This window comes from Bacillus sp. V2I10 (assembly GCF_030817055.1).
Classification (GTDB): Bacteria; Bacillota; Bacilli; order Bacillales; family Bacillaceae; genus Bacillus_P.
Genome location: NZ_JAUSYV010000001.1, coordinates 3,395,071 through 3,413,885 on the forward strand (window position 1 = coordinate 3,395,071; position 18,815 = coordinate 3,413,885).

An 18,815-nucleotide genomic window follows, 5' to 3' on the forward strand; every position below is an offset into this window, starting at 1 on the left:
CCTCTGCATCATTTGTTTTTATTTGCCTGATTATCATTACAAATTACTCCTTATAAACAATATTTTAAATTTATTTCTCGACAATAAATTTAAATACCTTTATTTTCTTGTTCCACGAAATACCCCAGTTAGTTAGTTCAGTAAAGCTATACAGACATAGTGAATATGTTAAGAATAAATCAGTTAATAGGAATATAAGCAATATAAAGCAATTTAGAATTCCTCAATCTTTTTTGCACTCTCTGGAATGTTTATCTTGAAAAGTTCATCGTTCAATTGGTCATTAACCTTAAATTCTGTCGCATATAATTCATAAATAACTTCGGTTCCTTGGTATTGAATAAATTTCAAAATCACTCCTGTTTGTTTATCAATAAAAAATTCAATACGATCTGATTTAGTTTCCTGTTGTAAATCGCTAGGTAATTCAATGTTTACAACTTCCACATCCCTATCTATAAAAGTGGTTTCTCCCTCTAATGTAACCTTGCTATACCTCATCAAACTTAGAGCGTACTGCTCCGGTTCAATGGCAATACTTACTCGTCCTAATGGCATTGGTAAGGGATTATTTGATAAATGAACATACATCTTATTATCTAGCTCATAACGACGCTTTTCTGGTTTTTCACGTGTTTCAACAAGGACAGAGGCTTCATAGTAAGTATTTTCATTAGGTTTAAATTCCAAAGATTTTTGATCTTTAATGAGATATTTTAATTGAGCAATGCCTTGTTCATCCATAATCTTTCCGAATGCTTGATTATTTTTATAATCAATTGCCATATATGTTTTTGTTATTTTTCCATTCTCTCGTTCAACATAGGTTGCTTCAAGTGTATCGTAATTGAAGATAGCCTCTGTCATTTTATCAATTACATTACTTATAAGAGGAATATTACTTATTACATTGGCCATAGCTGGTGAAACGAATGATGAACTAACCAAAAATCCAACTACAACGACAGCAGCACTCATTATATACTTTGGTTTCTTAACCCAATGTTGTCTACGCTTTTTTTCTTTTCCTTTTTGAATCGCTGAAGCAATAACAAAATCTAACTTTTCTGTTGGTACCTCAATTTTATCAATTTCTCCTTTAATGTTTTTCATTTTGCTTGTACCTCCTTTAAATGGATTCGCAATTTTTTTAATGCTCGATGTAAGTTAACTTTTGCTGTGCCGATGGGACAATCTAAAACCTCGGCGATTTGCTGTAAGGTTAAATCTTTATAATATTTCAAAATGATAATAGTCTTATATTTCTGCTCTAACTGATCGATAGCATCAAATAAAACTATTCTATCCTCTACTGGAAAATGGTTATCCTCTGATTCAGTTTCTTTCCTTCCATCAAAAAAAACTAACTTTTTCTGCTTTCGAATGTAATCTAAAGCACAGTTAATAAGGATACGAGTAATCCAAGTAGTGAAGTAGTCATCGCTTTTTAATTTTTTTATTGATATAAACGCTTTGTAAATTGTCTCGTGAACAATATCTAATGTATCACTCTCATTCTTCACATACATATAAGCAATACGGTAAAGCTTATCCTTATGTAGCTCTATTAGTTCTTGAAAAGCCAGGTCATCACCATTTTTTGCTCTCTTAACTTTATTTTTTTGTTCCATATACCCTCCTGTTCCGACTATATATTAGACTTAACAGTGTTCTATTTTGGTTTCACGATTATAAGAAGATTTAAAAAACCTCGTCTAAAGAGGACGAGGTTAGATAATTACCCTAATTAACAATATCATTCAATAAAGTTATAGAGATATTTTCTTTCAATAAAAATATATAAATAAGTCTTAAAATTACATAACTCCTTATTAAACTGCCCGTTAGTCGTATAATAAAAAGAGCTGCCGTAGCAACCCTCACTCTCCAACTCAAGCACCCTTTAGTTTATGTACATTTCTTCACAATCTCATACCAATATTAACATAAATATCCAGTTTCGTTTGGAAGTCTTATTCAATTAAATGGCCCTTTTCTGGAACAATTTTAATATGAATAAGTCAACTTATTACGTAATATGTAACAATAATATGTAATATAAAAAAGTGAATCTGTTTGAGAAAGTGATTTTAAGGGTATGCCTATTCCTTAACTCATTTCAATAGAGAGCGTTTTACATGCATATCATATACATGTCAACTTCCTAAATACTACATTATGTAAACTTAAAACCCTTCATAAATCCTTTTAAATCAACATTTTATAAAAATTCTGTTTTTTATCATTATGCAATATTTTATACATGCTTGATAAATCAACGTTTTTAACTTTTTAATATAAATATTCAATTATAAAAAATGAATAAAAATATGCATATTTAAATCTTTTAAAATCAGATAATGTAGCTTTGAAATAAAGTTTAATTAAATTAACTCTATAAACCTTGATAAAAGAGCAAATAGAAAGAGCATGTTTTGAAAAAAAGATTGAAAAACATGCTCTTTCTATATTTAATTGAATCAGTCTTTTATAAAAAAGTTTGATAATTTCTGTGATCCTTATTCAATTAAAGCGCCCGATTGTTGAATATGGAAAATGTGAAAAAGCTACAAAAATGGAACCTCAGGTATTTTATTAAAGCACCTTTAGTTGAATTTGACGTGGGTCCGTGAGCATTTAATCAATAGAATAATATATAACCTATCGATTATTCCTTTTCTTCAGTCCTATCTATATCGAAAATTTCTTAAATGCCAATACTGCATTATGTCCTCCAAAACCAAAACCATTAGAAATAGCATAGTTTATTTTCATGTTAACTGCATGGTTTGGAACATAATCTAAATCACACTCTTCATCCGGTATATCATAATTAATAGTTGGAGGAGCTATATCTTCCATGATACTTTTAAGGGTTATAACAGCCTCAATCCCACCTGCTGCTCCAAAAAGGTGCCCAGTCATCGATTTAGTGGAACTTACCTTTAAGTTATAAGCATGAGCACCAAAAACACTTTTAATCGCTTTGGTCTCTGATTTATCTCCTTCAGGGGTACTTGTACCATGTGCATTTATATAATCCACATCAGTCATTCGAATCTTTCCCATATCTAAAGCCAATTTCATTGCATTTGCGGCCCCATTGTAATCAGGGGAAGTAATATGATAGGCATCTGTTGTGGAACCATAACCTATGATTTCTCCTAAAATTGTCGCTCCTCTTTCTCTCGCATGTTCATATTCTTCCAGGAATAAAACACCCGCTCCTTCAGACATGACAAAGCCATCACGCCCTCTGTCAAATGGGCGACTTGCCTTTTCTGGAAAATCATTAAAAGTAGACATTGCTCTCATTCTTGAGAATCCAGCAAAAGCTAGTGGATTAATAGGAGCTTCAGCCCCTCCAGCTAATATACCATCAGAATAACCTTGTCGAATATTTAAAAAAGCCTCCCCAATAGCTTGATTCCCTGTTGCACAAGCAGAAACAGGTGAAAAGCTAGGCCCCTTAAAACCCGTTTTTATAGATATTATTCCTGACGCCATATTACTGATCATCATTGGAACCATAAATGGAGAAACTTTTCTTGGTCCTCTTTCAAGCAAAGCTTTATGATTATCTAATGTAGTATTAATTCCTCCAATACCGGAACCAATATAAACCCCTAATCGCTCCTTATTAACATTTTGCAAATCTAGATTCGCCTGTTCCAAAGCTTGTTGAGCAGCAGCAACAGCATACTGTACGAATAAGTCATATTTCTCCTTTTCTTTTTTATCAATAAATTGCTCTGCTTCAAAGTCGGTAATATAACCTGCAATTTTGGTGCTAATATTGTTATAATCATCAGATTTAATTTTTTTAATGCCTGAGTTACCTTCTTTAATGTTCTTCCAGAACGCTTCAATTGTATTTCCTAACGGTGAAACGACTCCATATCCTGTCACTACAACTCTTCGTGCCATCAACAACACTCCCCTGTCATTCTTTTTTCACATAACTACTTCAAAAGATCTTTAAGTTGTTCCAATATTTTAGAAAAAAAATCATCTCTTAATACACGTTTATATTGTAATCCGCCTTTGGTGCTTGAGATGAGAAAAACTGCTAATGCCGCCAGATCGTCAGTATTTTGAATACCTCCTTCCTTTTGGCGTCATTAAGCAGTTCTGTTAGAAAATCTATTTCCATTTGACTTAGTCGTTGTACGAAACGCCTTTCTGCTCGATGTGATTTGCGCTAACGGCGATTATCTAAAGTTCCGATGTCCTCACGCCACGGGCAAAGTCGATTGCCCATTTTGCATGGCCGCCTGCTCATCTTCCAACTACGGCATGGTAGTTAAAGTAGACTTTTTTAATGCCGGATTTTTCCACTTAATATTATTCAATAATATTTTCACATTATTACCTAATTAGGATACGGCACCATAGCCTGTTATTACGACTCTGCGTTGAATAGCAAACCCCTCCGTGATTAAAATTAACGATAGTTTAACTATCTATTTATTGCCTTTTCTCCGTTTAGTGTCATACAAGTTGAACTAGCTTTCGCTACCAATGACTCATTCTCATCAAAAATAGTGCATTCGATAAGGCCAATGGAACTTCCCTTTTTCACTACAATGGCATTAGCTTTTAAGGTCGTTTTCCATACGGGTTTCAAATAGTTAATTTTCAACTCGATCGTTGTAAACGTTTCTCTTTCATCTAACAATGTAGCGTAAGCCACTCCCATTGCTGCATCTGCCAAATCACATAGAATACCACCATGTACGGTCCCCATCGGATTAAAATGCGTTTCCTTTGTCTTTAATGTGAATACGGACTTTCCATTCTTAACTTCTACTAAATCAAACCCAATTAACTTTGCCACAGGTGGGACTGAAATTTCCTTGTTCGCATTTAGTTTAATCGTATTCTCCATCATCCATTCCCCTTTACGTTGTTTGTGTTTTATGTTTCCAATACAACTTTCTCCTTTTCACTTACAAAACAAGTGAGTATAAGGGCAGTAAAAAATATGAATATGGCAAAGACATATGCCTCTCGAACTCCCCCTAAATGCTCAATAATTGATCCTGCAAGAAAGGGTCCTACTAATTGACCAGTTGCAAAGAAAATGGTTATGAAGCCCAAAACGGCTGGTACTAGATAAGGAAGAGAGCGTTCTACTGCCATCGCTTGGACAAGAACCATGAGACCTCCAATGGAAAAACCAAATAAAATTGCCGAAGTCATAAAACTTATTATGTGATCATTGACGACTGGAATAATACCTCCCATGACACACAAAGCCAAAGCAACGAGTAAAGATTTTTTTCTCCCTACTTTATCTGAAACGATTCCCCAAATCGGACCTCCAAGAATTGTAAATAAGCCAGAAATTGAAAATAAACTACCGGCCACTCTTTCGCTGATCCCAGAGTGTATCATAAATGATGTTTGGAAAAGGATTGGGATAAGATAAGCCGATCCAATTAAAAAGTAAATAATACCTACCCTAAGGATTTTTCGGTTTTTGTAAGCATGAGCGACTCCTTGATTCCTATCATCTTTGTTAGTCACACTCTTTCCTGGTTCTTTCAATACGATCCATGAGAGTAGTGTGAATAAAATAGAGGTAATGGAAAAAATTAGCCAAATAGCCCTCCATTCCCATACCGGAAAATACCTAATCAAATAGGTGGTTATGAGACCACTAAGAAGCATTCCTGAACCCACCCCACTTAATAAGACACCGAGTACTAATCCCTTTTTCTTTTGGAATTGGATGACTAGTAAAGACATTATGGGGGAAAAGGCTAAAGCACTTCCTGCCCCGCAAAAAAACATAATAAGCATGTATAGATAAAAGGAGTTCGAGAATGAAAGAAAAAGGAAGCTAACTGTGACGAGAAAGCCACCTGCCATAATGACTTGTTTCATTCCAAACTTGAGTGCTAATAACCCAGCTAAGGGGGATATTGCAAGAAAGCCAAGCGAGATCGTTGTTGCTAATAATCCTGCCTGTGTGTAGTTCATATTTAAGTCGGCTTGCATAAAAGGCATTAACACACCATAAGCCAATCTTGCAAAGCCAGTAGTCGAAATAACCAACAAGAAACCCGCAATAAGTTGTGACCACATAGACCATTTTTTATGTGCTTGAATATAAATCCCCCCCCCGAATAAAAAACCAATCGGTCTCTTTTTGTTCAAAAAAAAAGAATAAAAAATAGAATTAGAAAAGAATAGCATTTATCTGCATGATGACCATGTCTAAATATCGCTTATCCTTATACAATCTGCTGAGGGCCAATGCACCCTCCATGGAAGAGAGAATGAATACAGTCATCTGTTCAGAATCAACATTCATGTTAATTTCATTTTGACCCTGACCAAATTCAATCAAAATTTCTGAATCATCTACTTCAATGGTTGCATTCATTAAGGGACAGCCACCCACTAAGATATCATTGTTGTTCAAAGTCATAAAAATAGAAGCAAAAGCCTGAAATTGTTCGTTTGCTGTTTCCTTGGATTTGATAGCTTGTAAATAATTTTCTTTTAGAGTGATTAAAAAGTATGAAAACGAAGCTTTGGCCAATTCGTCCTTACTATCTAAATGTCTATATATTCTTCCTTTTTTTAATCCTGTTACCTCCATTATTTTAGAGATAGAATTGGATATTTTTTAAACGCAAAGAGTTTAATGTACCACTGTTCCGTATAGTTAACTCTTGGTTTGAGTCAGCATATTGTCAACAGTTTTACTTATCTGATTTAACATAAACTGAGGTGCAACACGACTCATGAACTTCAGCGCACTGCTCTGGCCCGGCAGGATCTCAAAGCGATCCTTTTTCAAACCCTCGATTGCGTACCTAACCATCTTACCGGCATCCATAGGTTTTACGACTTTGATCTCGTCGGCATCAAAAACTTCAACTAAAGGGGTCTGAATAGCTGGAGGCGCCAATTCAAACACTTTAATATTAGTATTTTTCAGCTGTATTCGCAGTGATTGTGTAAATGAATGAATACCGGCTTTCGTCGCACAATATACCGGCAATGCCGGATAAGGAACAAATGCAAGTGCAGATGAGACATTCATAATCGCAGCGGATTTCTTCGCCTTTAAATGCGATAAGAATTGGTTCACCATGCGGATCGAACCGCTGAGGTTAATTTCAATCTCGCTACTGAAATCCTCTAAATCAACCTCTTTGGTATGAAAGTTCAATTTACGCATAACCCCAGCGTTATTGATCAGAACATTCAGTTCTGGAAATTGACTGATTACTTTTTCAAAAAGGTCAGAAATGGCCTTTGGATCGCTTACATCACACTGAAATGTGTGAACGTTTGGCAGTTTCTTTTTGGCTAAGTCCAGTTTGGACTGATCCCGCCCGGTAATAATTACGGTGTTCCCAAGCTGAAGGAGCTGAGTAGCAAGCTCGAATCCAATCCCGGATGTTCCCCCCGTTATGAGAATTGTGTTGGAATCCATTTTCATAAAAATCAATCCTTTCTCTATAAATGATTTATATAGTGGCTTTACTTGCTTTATTGAGCAACAAGATTCTCAAAGAGCATAAGCATGTTTTTGAGAACATTCATTCCGCACAACTGTGGGATGTTTGTTAATTTTGGACACTTACCTCCGTTTGCAGGGGAGGTAACTTTTTAAGGGGATTCTCTATGGAATGAATATATCGATAAATTCATCCATCAACTGTTTGGATTAGCTTCATAAGTTAGCAATTTAAAGGAAACTGTTCCTCTATGTTTCTAGGAATAGGTTTTTGCACCAGAACCTGACTGCTAGTCACAGTTCTGAGCAAGAAACGATCTAAGATGATGCACAGCTCTTTTCATGTACTCTTGGTTCTTGTAAAGTTTGCTAAGTGCTAGCGCCCCCTCCAGCGTGGAGATAAACACGGTCGCCACAAACTCGGGATCCACTCCTTGTTTAACCTCACCCTTCTTTATGCCCTCCTGAACAAGATTACGAACCATTCCGAGCAAGGCATCCATTGCTTCACGGACTTTTTCTTGAAGCAATGGGTCTGCGTCATCTGCCTCAATGGCAGCATTCATAATTGGGCAACCTCCCGGGAACAATTCTCTTTCAGCAATCCCCTCGAATACGGAAATAATGGAAAGAAGACGTTCCATGCATCCTTGTTTACCTGCCATTGCTTCAGAGAAAAAATGACTCATCGTGTCAATGGAAAAGGAAAAAGCTCTCAACATTATTTCCTCTTTATTTTCGAAATGGTTATAAATCCCTCCTTTTTGAAGACCAGTCTCGTGCATGATGTCGGATATAGAAGATGCCCTATATCCTTGGCTATTAAAAAGTTTCGATGCTTTTTCTAAGATCAGGGCTTTAGTCTGTTCTCCCTTGCGATTAACCATGAATCTATTTGCCTCCGTTTGAAAAATTTATAAGACCATTCGGTCTTTTTTTATTGTACAATTAGGTAGTATCTTTGTAAAGTGCAAAAAATAATAGGAAAAATTTTTGATTATAGGGGGATTACATCACATTGACTGAATTACAGATAAAAGGAAGACAAGCAAAACAGGCATCCTACGTCCTAGCAAATATAAGTAGCAAATGCAAACAAGATGCTCTATTTAAAATGGCTGATTATTTACTTAAATATAAGCAAGATATCTTAAAGGCAAATCAAATAGATTTAAACAATGCTTTGGAAAATGGAACATCAAAAACAATGTTAGATCGTCTATTGTTAAATGAAAATCGTATTGAAGAAATGGCAAACGGTTTACGACAAATCGCTACTTTACCAGATCCTATTGGTGAAATAAAGAATATGTCTGTACGTCCAAATGGTTTACAAATTGGACAGCAAAGTGTGCCATTAGGAGTTATAGGAATCATTTATGAAGCTCGTCCAAATGTAACTTGTGATGCAGCCGGATTATGTTTAAAATCTGGTAATGCAGCTATATTACGAGGTGGCAGTGAAGCAATATACTCTAATATAGCTATTGTAAATATATTATCAAAAGCAATTTCTGATGCAAATTTACCTTCAGGCGCTCTTCAATTAATTGAAGATACTCGACGTGAAACTGCAATATCATTAATGCAACTTAATGAATATGTAGATGTGCTTATTCCTCGTGGAGGTTCAGGGTTAATTCAGAACGTCGTTAAGAATGCAACAGTACCAGTAATCGAAACTGGTACTGGTAACTGTCACATTTATGTAGATGAATCTTGTAATATTGAAATGGCGAAATCAATTATTATTAATGCAAAAACATCTCGTCCTTCTGCATGCAATGCAGTTGAAAAAGTACTTATAAATAAAAATATAGCTGAGAAATTCTTACCAATCATCTCTCAAGCATTAATTGAAGAAAATGTTGAGATACGTGGAGATAAAAGAGTTGCTGAAATCTGTCCAAATATAAGATTGGCAACGGAAGAGGACTGGAAACAAGAATACTTAGATTACATCTTAGCTATTAAAGTAGTAGAAGATATTGATGAAGCTATTTCACATATTAATAACTATAGCTCAAGCCATTCAGAAGCGATTATCACAAACGATTATAATCATGCTCAACACTTTCTAAAATTTGTGAATTCCTCAGCTGTGTATGTTAATGCATCGACTCGTTTTACTGACGGAGAAGAGTTCGGGTTTGGAGCTGAGATTGGTATTAGTACTCAAAAAATACATGCTAGGGGCCCAATGGGGTTAAAAGAATTAACAACTACGAAATACATTATTTACGGAAACGGACAAACTCGGTAACCAGAAGTTTATAAAGAGAAATATGTATTGCCAATTTTTACAGAGTATATAAACATAAACTATTTAAAAAAGATATTTTATTGTTTTCTTAAGGATAATGATAATTTGAACGGAATTTCTAAATAGATAAAAGGCAGCTAAGAACTATTTCTAGCCGCCTTTTATTTTCGATGAAGGTAGACGCTATACCATGTGCAAAATAACGCTTAAAACCAACGCAAATTATCAGTCATAGTTACAACATTTCTAAATGTTTATCTAGGGTATACCCAAAATGAACAAATATAAAAAACTAAAAGGCCTAATTTAAAATTAGCCCTTTCCCTTCTTATAGGTTCCCTCCCTGGATGTGGCTTTAAAACAAAGTTTGATCAAATTGATACTAATAACCTTGATAAACGAACAAAAGGAAAGAGCTTGTTTTGAAAAAAAGATAGTTCAAAACAAGCCCTTAATATATTCAATTGGATCAGTTTTTTATAAAAAAGTTTCATCATTTTTGTAATCCTTATTCAATTAAAGAGCAGTTATATATAGTATCAGTAACAAAACATTGATATGGTGCACCCTTTATCATTGTTTACATGTATTCATAGAATAGGCGTTTAAGGACTTGACTTGGAGCCTCTGTTGGTACGATTTGTCTTGAAAGGCTGAAGCTAAGGTTTCATCAGGCAAGCCTATCATACCCACCTCTCCAAGTAAAGTCCTATCGTTGTTTACATTGAAAACTATAATTACTTACTAAATATAATAAGTAATCAAAGTTAGAAAATAGGCTGTTTATGTTTCGTTATTTACGATGAATACGTTCAATATTCATACTCCATATAAGCTCCCTTTTATGGAATAACACCTAAGCTTCTCACTATTATTTTCTATATATACCACTTAGGCTTTAATTTACTGAAGTAATCATGATCTTCTAAAAACATGTACACTTTATCTAACATGTCATTCATGTTGTCTGGAATAGTTTTTAAAGTCCATATTACAGTAGAGAAAACGCACATAGCTAAGTAAAGTGAATACAACTTCCAAAAATATTGATCGGGGTCAGTATTATTAAAATACCCTCTGATTTGCCCTATTGAAAAAGGAATACTTACTTCTCGGCTAAAAATTCCAATTTTAAGAAATTCATGAATTGGATCGCCCCAATCATACCTGTTAAAGTCAATTACTCCAGAGAATTTTTTGTTATTAACAATGATATTTCCAACATGGAAATCATCATGTTGGAATAAGTTTGGGCGTTGCTTCATAAGCTGAATGTTCTCTTCAATAAAATTCATTATTTTTTGATCATCTTTCACTTTAACATCACATGCTAGGTAAGCATCTATATATTTCTTATGTTTTTCCACTTTCCTTGAATACCACGAAGGGACATGGTTTGGAGCAGCATATTGATGCATTTTCCTTAATTCCTTCCCAGCCTCAATACCAATATTAAATTGTTCTTGATCTGAGTATTTTGGGATTTCATCTTCTGCATCTTTACCCTCTATGTAGGATGTGATTATATACCCTCGATTTCCTACCTCACCAATAGAAATCGGTTGTGAGCAAGTAACATTATAATCCTGCATCCTTTCTAAAATAGAATATTCTGTCTTTTTTGATTCAAACTCGCCTAGGTTAAACAACCGAAGAAGTAACTTGTTGCTATCATCATACATATGTATTAGATATTTTTCATCTGAAGAAAACCCCTTTTTAATTTGAACGACATCCCTACAATTACTTATTAAAGGAATCTGTTTTGTTATCGTTTCGATCATTTCCTCACCTCCGTTATTAAATATTGAAGAACAAATCAATAATCTCAAACTTGTATAATTCTATTAATGGATTATATTTCCTCCTTTTAATGCCCGTTACTTAAATAACTTAGAGCTTCGATTCACATTCTAATATCTTCTTCTCTTATTCAAGAATATGGCCCTTTAATGGAGTAACATGACTGGAGGTTTACAACATCAACAAGAGTAAAAAAGAAAAATCCTGTATTAATTTATACAGGATTTTGATTAAACTTTTTTATAAACGATCAGACTTTATTGACTGGAAGTTCTCAGACTATAACTTCTTCTTCTTTCAGTGTCGCTATAGGGTGCAAGAAATAATGGTCGAAAGGGATTAACTTTTTACCTTCTTGTACTTTGTTCACCCAGTCCGGATTGACCAATGCACTCGTTCCGATTGCGATTAGGTCAGCATCTCCCGACTCAATGAGGAGCTTTGCTGCCTCCGGTTCTCCTAATTTGCCATTGGCGATGACGGGAAGGCCACTGTATCGCTTAGCTAGCTTGGCAAGCGTCGGTCCGTTCTCCACGAAAGCCGGGACAAACGCCTTATATTCGGTCGTATGGATGTAACTTGGGGATGCAGCCGCTAATTGTTCAAAAATAATCTTCGCATCCGTCTCTCCGTTTGCCCATTTGTGATGAAAATCGTTTACTTTCCCTTGTGAGATACGAACACCTACCATGTAATCTGGGCCGACGACAGCACGAATGGCTTCCAGCACTTCCACGACGATGCGGATTCGTCTCTCCGTTGAACCGCCATATTCATCTGTTCGATGGTTCGTATAATCGGTGATGAATTGATCGAGCAGGTAGCCATTCGCTGCATGGACTTCCACCCCATCGAAGCCAATCTGCTTAGCACGGAGAGCAGCTTGTGCGAAGCTGTCGATTGCTTTGTGGATTTCCTCTTGGGTCATCTCTTTCGGAACAGCGAACTCTCCGCTCCCTCCATGATCTTCGAGCATCTTACCCACAGGTTTTACTGCTGACGGAGCGATTGGCGTAAATCTGTCATGCTGAACAAGTGCACCCGCATGCATTAACTGTGCGACAATTTTTCCTCCTTCGCGTTGAACCGCCTGAACGACAGGTCTCCACGACTCAGCTTGTGCATCATTGGCTATGCCGGGTTGGTTCTCATAACTTTGGCTGTTCACTGTATCGGGATAGATGCCTTCCGTGATAATGAGACCGAAACCACCTTTCGCAAAACGGGTATAATAACGGACCATACGTTCATTTGCGAGCCCGGACGGTTCTGCACTTGTTCGGGTCATTGGCGATAATACCACCCGATTCGGCAATTTCAGGGACTCTAATTGGAATGTAGAAAAAAGATTGGAATATTTACTCATATTGAATTCCTCCTATAGTTTACCGTGGCAGCGCAATTTTTTGCCACCGACGCGATTTGTTTTATTAATATTATTGTATTCTATCAACTCCATATAATAAAATGATTAATAATGATATATCCATCAAAATTATTGATGTGTAATTGGAGGGTTTTCTATGGAGTTAACCGATTTAAAAGTGTTTATGGCGATCATAGAAGAGGGCAGCATAACCCGCGCGGCAGAGAAACTGGGCTACGTTCAGTCGAACATTACAATGCGGGTTCGCAAGATGGAGTCGGAGCTTGGCACCCAGCTTTTTCAGAGAAATCCGAAAGGCGTAATACCAACTGAGAAGGGGCTCGTCTTCAGCAATTATGCCTCGAATATTTTGCTTAAGATGGAGGAGGCCATGAGGGCTGTAAAAGAACCAGATTACCCATGCGGACCGCTTGTGATCGGTGTTGTGGAGACGGTCGCTTCCTCTGGACCATTTATTCGCGCGTTATCCAAGTTTCAAAGCAAATACCCCGAAGTTGCGTTATCACTGATCACTGGGACGTCGCCGCTTAATTACGAGAAAGTGTTGAACGGCCAGTTGGATGGCGCTTTCTTTACGGGCGAATTTGACTTTTCCCAGTTGCAAGTCGCCTATGAGATTCGAGAAGAAGTCGTCCTTCTGACTGCCGCTGATGGAAATGAACCTTCAATTTTTCCGGACGTTGAGAATGCAGCATGGGTTGTGTTTTCGAAGGGCTGTCCTTTACGTGCAACCATCGAAGATTGGCTTCACGGCGTCGGTGCAACCCCCACGAACATCGTTGAGATCAGCACGCTGGAGACGATGCTGAACTGCGTACGAGCAGGAATCGGGTACACGCTTCTAACCAAATCGGCCGTTGCTGTGAGCGATGATCGCGTACGGGCTCATCCGGTTCCGGAACAGTACCGATTCGCAACAACGCGACTGGTTTCCCGAAAAGAACAGTTTCATAGCAAAACGTTCGCTGCATTTGCAGACTGTGTCAGAGAGACGGGAATTTGATTGAAATTATCTAATATGCATTTTTAGTTAACATAAAAATTTATTATATGAAGTTAGCAAAAAAGCCAATCCCATGCAGTTCAAGGGATAGGCTTTTGTTTATTTTTTATCGTTAATACAGGTTTTTATACATCGTTGTACGTACGACCAAGCACCAGGTGGCTGTATAAAAAAGTTGAATTTTATGGTACTCTTACTCAATTAAATGGCCCTATAATACAAAAAGAGCACAATTCTTATTACAGAAAAGCGCCCTATCGTATTATAAGCTATTGAAGCTGGCTCACGCTTATTGAACTTTAGCACCCATTAGTAAAAAAGCGATGCCTTCTTCCAATCGCACCCTTTCGTTTAGTTTAAGTTCACTGATTGTTTAAAATGACTTTCCTTTTTTCTATTTGAAACATAACTATGCAAAATCATGCCAAGAATGACGATAAAAATACCGCACCAAGATAATGGAGAAGGAATTGGTATCGACAAAAATATTAGTTCCCCAGCTAATGCAAAAAGCACTTCCATTGATTGTGTTGCTTCAACAGAAGCTAACTTTTGCATATTTCCTCTCACCATATCTGTTGCTTTAAAAAATAAGACAGTAGCAATGACTCCAGAACAAAGTGCCACCAATAAAGATTGAAGACTCTGACCATTACTTGGTAATCCTACGGTATAAAAGCTATACAAGGAAAGTAAAAACCAGAATGGAAGACTTGCCAGTGTCATTCCTAATACTCGTTGATACGCATCTAAACGCCCTTCACACACATCCATCATTTTACGATTCCCAAAAGGATATGCAAATGATGCTATTAGAACGGGGACAACTCCCAGTAATAGACTTTCTAAAGAAAGGTGTTTAGCATGTTCAATTTGCATTAGAACAATACCTAACAGAATGATAAGTGACATTGTAAGACCTTTAAAGGGAATTTTCTGTCTTAACTGTAATGGCCCATTCTTTGTGTATATCGTTTCAAAAAATAACGGTGCAAGTAAAGCACCTGAAATAATAGTAATTTGCCATGTTCCAGCGATAAGCCAACCAGGTGAATAAGCAGATGCAAAACATAAGGGAGCATAGAATAATCCAAAACCAACAAAACTCCATATAACCCATGTTCCTGGTTGTTTTCTCATTTCGTTTAAGAGTGGTCGTAAATTTTTTCTAATTATTACAATACACAAGAGAAATGGAACCATAAAGATATATCGGAGCGAAGCACTCCAAATCCAACTACCACCAGACAACTCCATAGATGCATTGAGAACAAATGTAAAAGCAAAAAAGAAGGCTGCATAAATACCTATTAAAATTGGTTGCAACTGAACTCACCTCGGCTCCGTTTGTTGTGTGAGTAGTTCGCCAAGACTTAGCCAGTTTTCCTCCACAAGACGGACAACTGTTTCGTATTCCCGATTTTTACAAGCTGATATAATTTGATTATGCTGCTCAATCGAATTTAACCCTTTTAGCGTAGTAAATTGTGAAATCTCTAATCGTTGAATTTTAGGTAGACTACGTTCTAATGCGAATACTATTTCAGGGTTCCCAGACACGTCTAAGAAAACCTTGTGAAAAGTTCCATCTGCCTCAATCGCCTTAATAACATCACCTTTTTCAATTGAAAGTCGCAAATTCTTATTACTAAACTCTAATTCTTCAATATCAGTTTCCTTTAATAAAGGACATGCAAGTCGAGCAGCTAAAGCATGTAAAACTGCTACAACAGTAAAAGCATGTTTCGCCTCCTCTAATTTTAATGGTGCTACACGAGTAGATGACCCTGGAAGTGACTCAACAAGTCCTTCGTCTTCAAGTCGTTTAAGTGCTTCCCTAACAGGGGTACGACTAATTCCAAACTTCTCTGCTAGTTCTTTGTCATTTAAGCGTTCTTCTGGTTGTAATTCCAAGGTGACAATCGACTTTTTTAAAGTTTGATATACTTCATCTCTAAATAACAAACGTTTAATTGGTTTTATTGGCAAATATTATTTATCTTCTTCAACTCCACTTTAGTTTAAGTACATTTCTTTACAAATCTCATACTAACATATAACATAAATATCCAATTTTGTTAGAAAGTCTTATTCCATTAAATGGCCTTTGACGGAACAACTTATTGTTACTCAACAGTCCCTTAATCGATCTTTCAATTCAGATGTTCTTTTCCTTTTCACTATAAAAACACCCCTTTAGATAACCATCTAAAGGGGTAGAGCATCGCAACATTTTTATAAACGTCGCGACTTTATTTTAAATCCACACTACTCTTCACCTTGACTGGTTTAATAAATCGGAATACCATATTGGTTCAGTTGGCTTCGTTTCCACAACTAATTTTCCTTCCCTAAAAACAAAGCGACAAGCAGGCTGCTTGGTTACCATGTCAACGATTTTATCTACCGGTAATACAATAAAATTAGCTTTATTTCCAACTTCAATACCATATTCTTCTCGTATCCCAAAAGCTTTTGCTCCATTATAGGTTATCATTTGAATGATTTGAGCTATTTCATTTTCTCCATTCATATGAGATAAATGTGCCCCCATATGAGCTGCCTGTAGAATATTTCCATTACCGAATGGATAAAAAGGTGTTTGAATATCATCATGAGCAATACATACATTCACCTTTGAAGCATTCAGCTCTTTTATTCTCGTTATCCCTCTTCCTTTTGGATAGTGATCATAACGTCCTTGCATTGTACAATTTATTAATGGACATGACACAACAGATAATTTCGCTTGTTTTACAAGGGCAATCACCTTTGCTGCATAGCTATCAGCATAATACGCCAATGCATTTGCATGGCTGACTGTGACCTTTCCATCCATCCTTTGGCTTATCGTTAAATCTGCAATCACTTCCAAATAGCGTGATTGCTCATCGTCTATTTCATCTGAAAAAATGTGGACGAATGAATTGTATTCTTTCGCTATAAAAAAACACTCTTTTAATGACTGAATTCCGTTTTCGCGAGTATGCTCAAGATGTGGAACAGCACTGACTGCATCTGCCCCTAATTCAATTGCCCTTATTAAACGTTCTTTGTTTTCTATGCACGAGATAATTCCATCTTGTGGAAAAGCAATAATTTGAATATCAATAAGGTGCTGTAACTTATCGCGCAGTTTAACTATCGCTTTTAATGCTGTTAATTCAGGGTCAGATATATCTACTGCTGCACGAACATAAAGCACTCCATGCTGGATAAGGAGATAAATGGCGTTTTCCGCGCGTTCCATAACATCTTCACATGTTAGCCTTGCTTTTCGCGCTTGCCAACGTTCAATTCCTTCCAACAAGGTTCCAGAAAGATTCTTCAGAGATTTACCAGCTGTTAATACAGTATCTAAATGTGTATGCATTTCAACAAAAGGCGGGAGAGCAATTCCTCCATTTGCTTCCCATTCTGTTTCACCATGGATGTCTTCTGTTGTAATGGCTGAGATTCTCCCATTATTCATTCCTATATGAAACAAGGAATCTTCTTCTATAAGTTTTACATGTTTAACAACTGCTTGATACACCCATTCCCCTCCAATACATTATTTACTCTACACCTACTGCTTTTTGAGGAAAAAGCAGTTGTGTCTCTGATTTTATCGCACACATCCATTGATTGTTATGATAGACAAATCTTGATGGTGAAAGGTTTGCAAATAACTGGTAAATATCTAATCCTTCAACAAGAACAAAGCTTGCCTTTGCTTTTTCCTGGACACAATGGTTCTCCAATCCATAAAAAGCAGCAGGAATCTCTGTTATCATTTTTAGAAGATGATGTAGATCATTTTCACTTCCTAAATGTGCTGAATAGGCTGTTAATAGCCCAATTTGTAGTAAATCACATCTACCGAATGGATGAAATGGATCATTCACATTATCTGATGCTGTTGCAATGTCAACTCCTTGATTTATTAACTCTTTTACTCTAGTAATCCCTCTTCGGACAATCCCTTTGTCCCCTCTCCCTTGCAGGTACAAATTTGCTCCCGGCAATGTAACGGCACCTATTTTTGCAGTTGCCATCCCTTCTATAATCGATGCAGCCTTTCTTTCCTCTATTGCAGAAAGAGAACAAAGGTGGCCTGCTATCACTTTTCCTTGATAATTGTACTCCTGTGTTTTTTTTATAATTTGTTCAATTGTACATACATTTGGATCGTCTTGTTCATCAACATGTAGATCGACAAACTTTCCATTTTTTACAGCGAGTTGAAATAAAAAATCAATGTCTTCCTTTGAATTTAAGGATAAATGCGGAGCCCCGCCAATTCCATCAATACCATATGAAATAGCTTCTTCTATAATCTCCAACTGTTTTTTAGGACGAGATGATAAATAAGAAAACATAGGGACAATTTGTAATGACATAAGTGAACTCAACTCTTCCCTTACTTCAAGGACAGCTTGTAACTGACTAAGTGCAAGGTTCTCATCAACATCCATTTCAAAGTTAACATGTGTTCTAACATGAGTGGTTCCATAGCTTAGAGACTGAAGCGCAGCTCGTCTAACCCTTTCTTTTATTTCATTAGTAGAGAAAGAGGATGCTTTCCTGCTATAATTTATAATCGCTTCTTGCAATGTTCCAGACTTATTAGGTACAGAAGCTAATGAAAATGCCTTATCAAGATGTGTGTGGATATCAACAAAAGAAGGAAGAAGATATCTTCCTTCTACATCAAAAACAGTATGTTCAGATAGTTGGTTCATCATGATTTCTGATAGAGCTGATCCTTCAGACTTAGTAGATTTATTCTGTTTTTTAATTGTTTCATATACACCATTTTTAATGGTTATTTGAAACAATTGTTCAGGTACTGCCTCTGGAAGACGAACATTATAAAGCTGTATTATTTTATTTTCCATCA

The 18,815-nt window shown here is 36.4% G+C and carries 16 protein-coding genes; 2 read left to right on the forward strand and 14 right to left on the reverse strand.

Going from position 1 to position 18,815, the window contains the following annotated elements; translation table 11 throughout:
• Positions 1 to 213 precede the first annotated feature (213 nt).
• The 8 genes from QFZ72_RS17160 to QFZ72_RS17200 all read right to left on the reverse strand — a co-directional run bounded on the left by QFZ72_RS17160 (position 214) and on the right by QFZ72_RS17200 (position 8,364).
• Positions 214 to 1,113, reverse strand: coding sequence for a hypothetical protein (locus QFZ72_RS17160; RefSeq protein ID WP_307435526.1), 900 nt, complete (start codon positions 1,111 to 1,113; stop codon positions 214 to 216).
• On the reverse strand, positions 1,110 to 1,631 hold the full coding sequence (locus QFZ72_RS17165; protein WP_307435528.1) for a sigma-70 family RNA polymerase sigma factor: 522 nt from the start codon (positions 1,629 to 1,631) through the stop codon (positions 1,110 to 1,112). Before QFZ72_RS17165 ends, QFZ72_RS17160 begins: the two co-directional genes overlap by 4 nt.
• Positions 1,632 to 2,691: 1,060 nt before the next feature.
• Positions 2,692 to 3,927: a beta-ketoacyl-ACP synthase II gene (fabF, locus tag QFZ72_RS17170; protein ID WP_307435531.1), complete on the reverse strand. Its 1,236-nt coding sequence runs from the start codon at positions 3,925 to 3,927 to the stop codon at positions 2,692 to 2,694.
• Positions 3,928 to 4,459: 532 nt separating this feature from the next.
• The gene (locus QFZ72_RS17180) at positions 4,460 to 4,888 is read right to left on the reverse strand and encodes a PaaI family thioesterase (RefSeq protein WP_307435534.1); all 429 of its coding nucleotides are present in this window, start codon (positions 4,886 to 4,888) and stop codon (positions 4,460 to 4,462) included.
• 29 nt (positions 4,889 to 4,917) lie between these two features.
• Positions 4,918 to 6,201: an MFS transporter gene (locus QFZ72_RS17185; RefSeq protein ID WP_307435536.1), complete on the reverse strand. Its 1,284-nt coding sequence runs from the start codon at positions 6,199 to 6,201 to the stop codon at positions 4,918 to 4,920.
• Positions 6,185 to 6,610 (reverse strand): TetR family transcriptional regulator C-terminal domain-containing protein, encoded by a 426-nt coding sequence (locus tag QFZ72_RS17190; protein ID WP_307435538.1) that lies wholly within the window; start codon positions 6,608 to 6,610, stop codon positions 6,185 to 6,187. Before QFZ72_RS17190 ends, QFZ72_RS17185 begins: the two co-directional genes overlap by 17 nt.
• A gap of 66 nt (positions 6,611 to 6,676) precedes the next feature.
• The gene (locus QFZ72_RS17195) at positions 6,677 to 7,459 is read right to left on the reverse strand and encodes an SDR family oxidoreductase (protein WP_307435540.1); all 783 of its coding nucleotides are present in this window, start codon (positions 7,457 to 7,459) and stop codon (positions 6,677 to 6,679) included.
• Between the two features lie 308 nt (positions 7,460 to 7,767).
• Entirely contained in the window at positions 7,768 to 8,364 is a 597-nt protein-coding gene (locus QFZ72_RS17200; protein ID WP_307435543.1) for a TetR/AcrR family transcriptional regulator, read from the reverse strand.
• 131 nt (positions 8,365 to 8,495) lie between these two features.
• Here QFZ72_RS17200 and QFZ72_RS17205 point away from each other — a divergent pair, with 131 nt between their 5' ends.
• Entirely contained in the window at positions 8,496 to 9,740 is a 1,245-nt protein-coding gene (locus QFZ72_RS17205; RefSeq protein ID WP_307435546.1) for a glutamate-5-semialdehyde dehydrogenase, read from the forward strand.
• Between the two features lie 878 nt (positions 9,741 to 10,618).
• Here the strand turns inward: QFZ72_RS17205 and QFZ72_RS17210 are convergent.
• On the reverse strand, positions 10,619 to 11,524 hold the full coding sequence (locus tag QFZ72_RS17210) for an aminoglycoside phosphotransferase family protein (protein ID WP_307435548.1): 906 nt from the start codon (positions 11,522 to 11,524) through the stop codon (positions 10,619 to 10,621).
• A 293-nt stretch (positions 11,525 to 11,817) separates the two neighbouring features.
• Positions 11,818 to 12,909 carry an oxidoreductase gene (locus tag QFZ72_RS17215; RefSeq protein WP_307435551.1) on the reverse strand — a complete coding sequence of 364 codons (1,092 nt, stop codon included), beginning with the start codon at positions 12,907 to 12,909 and terminating at the stop codon, positions 11,818 to 11,820.
• A gap of 157 nt (positions 12,910 to 13,066) precedes the next feature.
• On the opposite strand from QFZ72_RS17215, the gene QFZ72_RS17220 reads away from it, so the two are divergent.
• Positions 13,067 to 13,933: a LysR family transcriptional regulator gene (locus QFZ72_RS17220; RefSeq protein ID WP_307435554.1), complete on the forward strand. Its 867-nt coding sequence runs from the start codon at positions 13,067 to 13,069 to the stop codon at positions 13,931 to 13,933.
• 351 nt (positions 13,934 to 14,284) lie between these two features.
• Here the strand turns inward: QFZ72_RS17220 and QFZ72_RS17225 are convergent, their stop codons facing one another.
• The 4 genes from QFZ72_RS17225 to QFZ72_RS17240 form a co-directional block, all read right to left on the reverse strand.
• Positions 14,285 to 15,259, reverse strand: coding sequence for a DMT family transporter (locus QFZ72_RS17225; RefSeq protein ID WP_307435557.1), 975 nt, complete (start codon positions 15,257 to 15,259; stop codon positions 14,285 to 14,287).
• 6 nt (positions 15,260 to 15,265) lie between these two features.
• Positions 15,266 to 15,922: a GntR family transcriptional regulator gene (locus QFZ72_RS17230; protein WP_307435560.1), complete on the reverse strand. Its 657-nt coding sequence runs from the start codon at positions 15,920 to 15,922 to the stop codon at positions 15,266 to 15,268.
• A gap of 286 nt (positions 15,923 to 16,208) precedes the next feature.
• Positions 16,209 to 17,468 (reverse strand): amidohydrolase family protein, encoded by a 1,260-nt coding sequence (locus QFZ72_RS17235; RefSeq protein ID WP_307435563.1) that lies wholly within the window; start codon positions 17,466 to 17,468, stop codon positions 16,209 to 16,211.
• 22 nt (positions 17,469 to 17,490) lie between these two features.
• Positions 17,491 to 18,813, reverse strand: coding sequence for an amidohydrolase family protein (locus tag QFZ72_RS17240; RefSeq protein WP_307435564.1), 1,323 nt, complete (start codon positions 18,811 to 18,813; stop codon positions 17,491 to 17,493).
• Positions 18,814 to 18,815 lie beyond the last annotated feature (2 nt).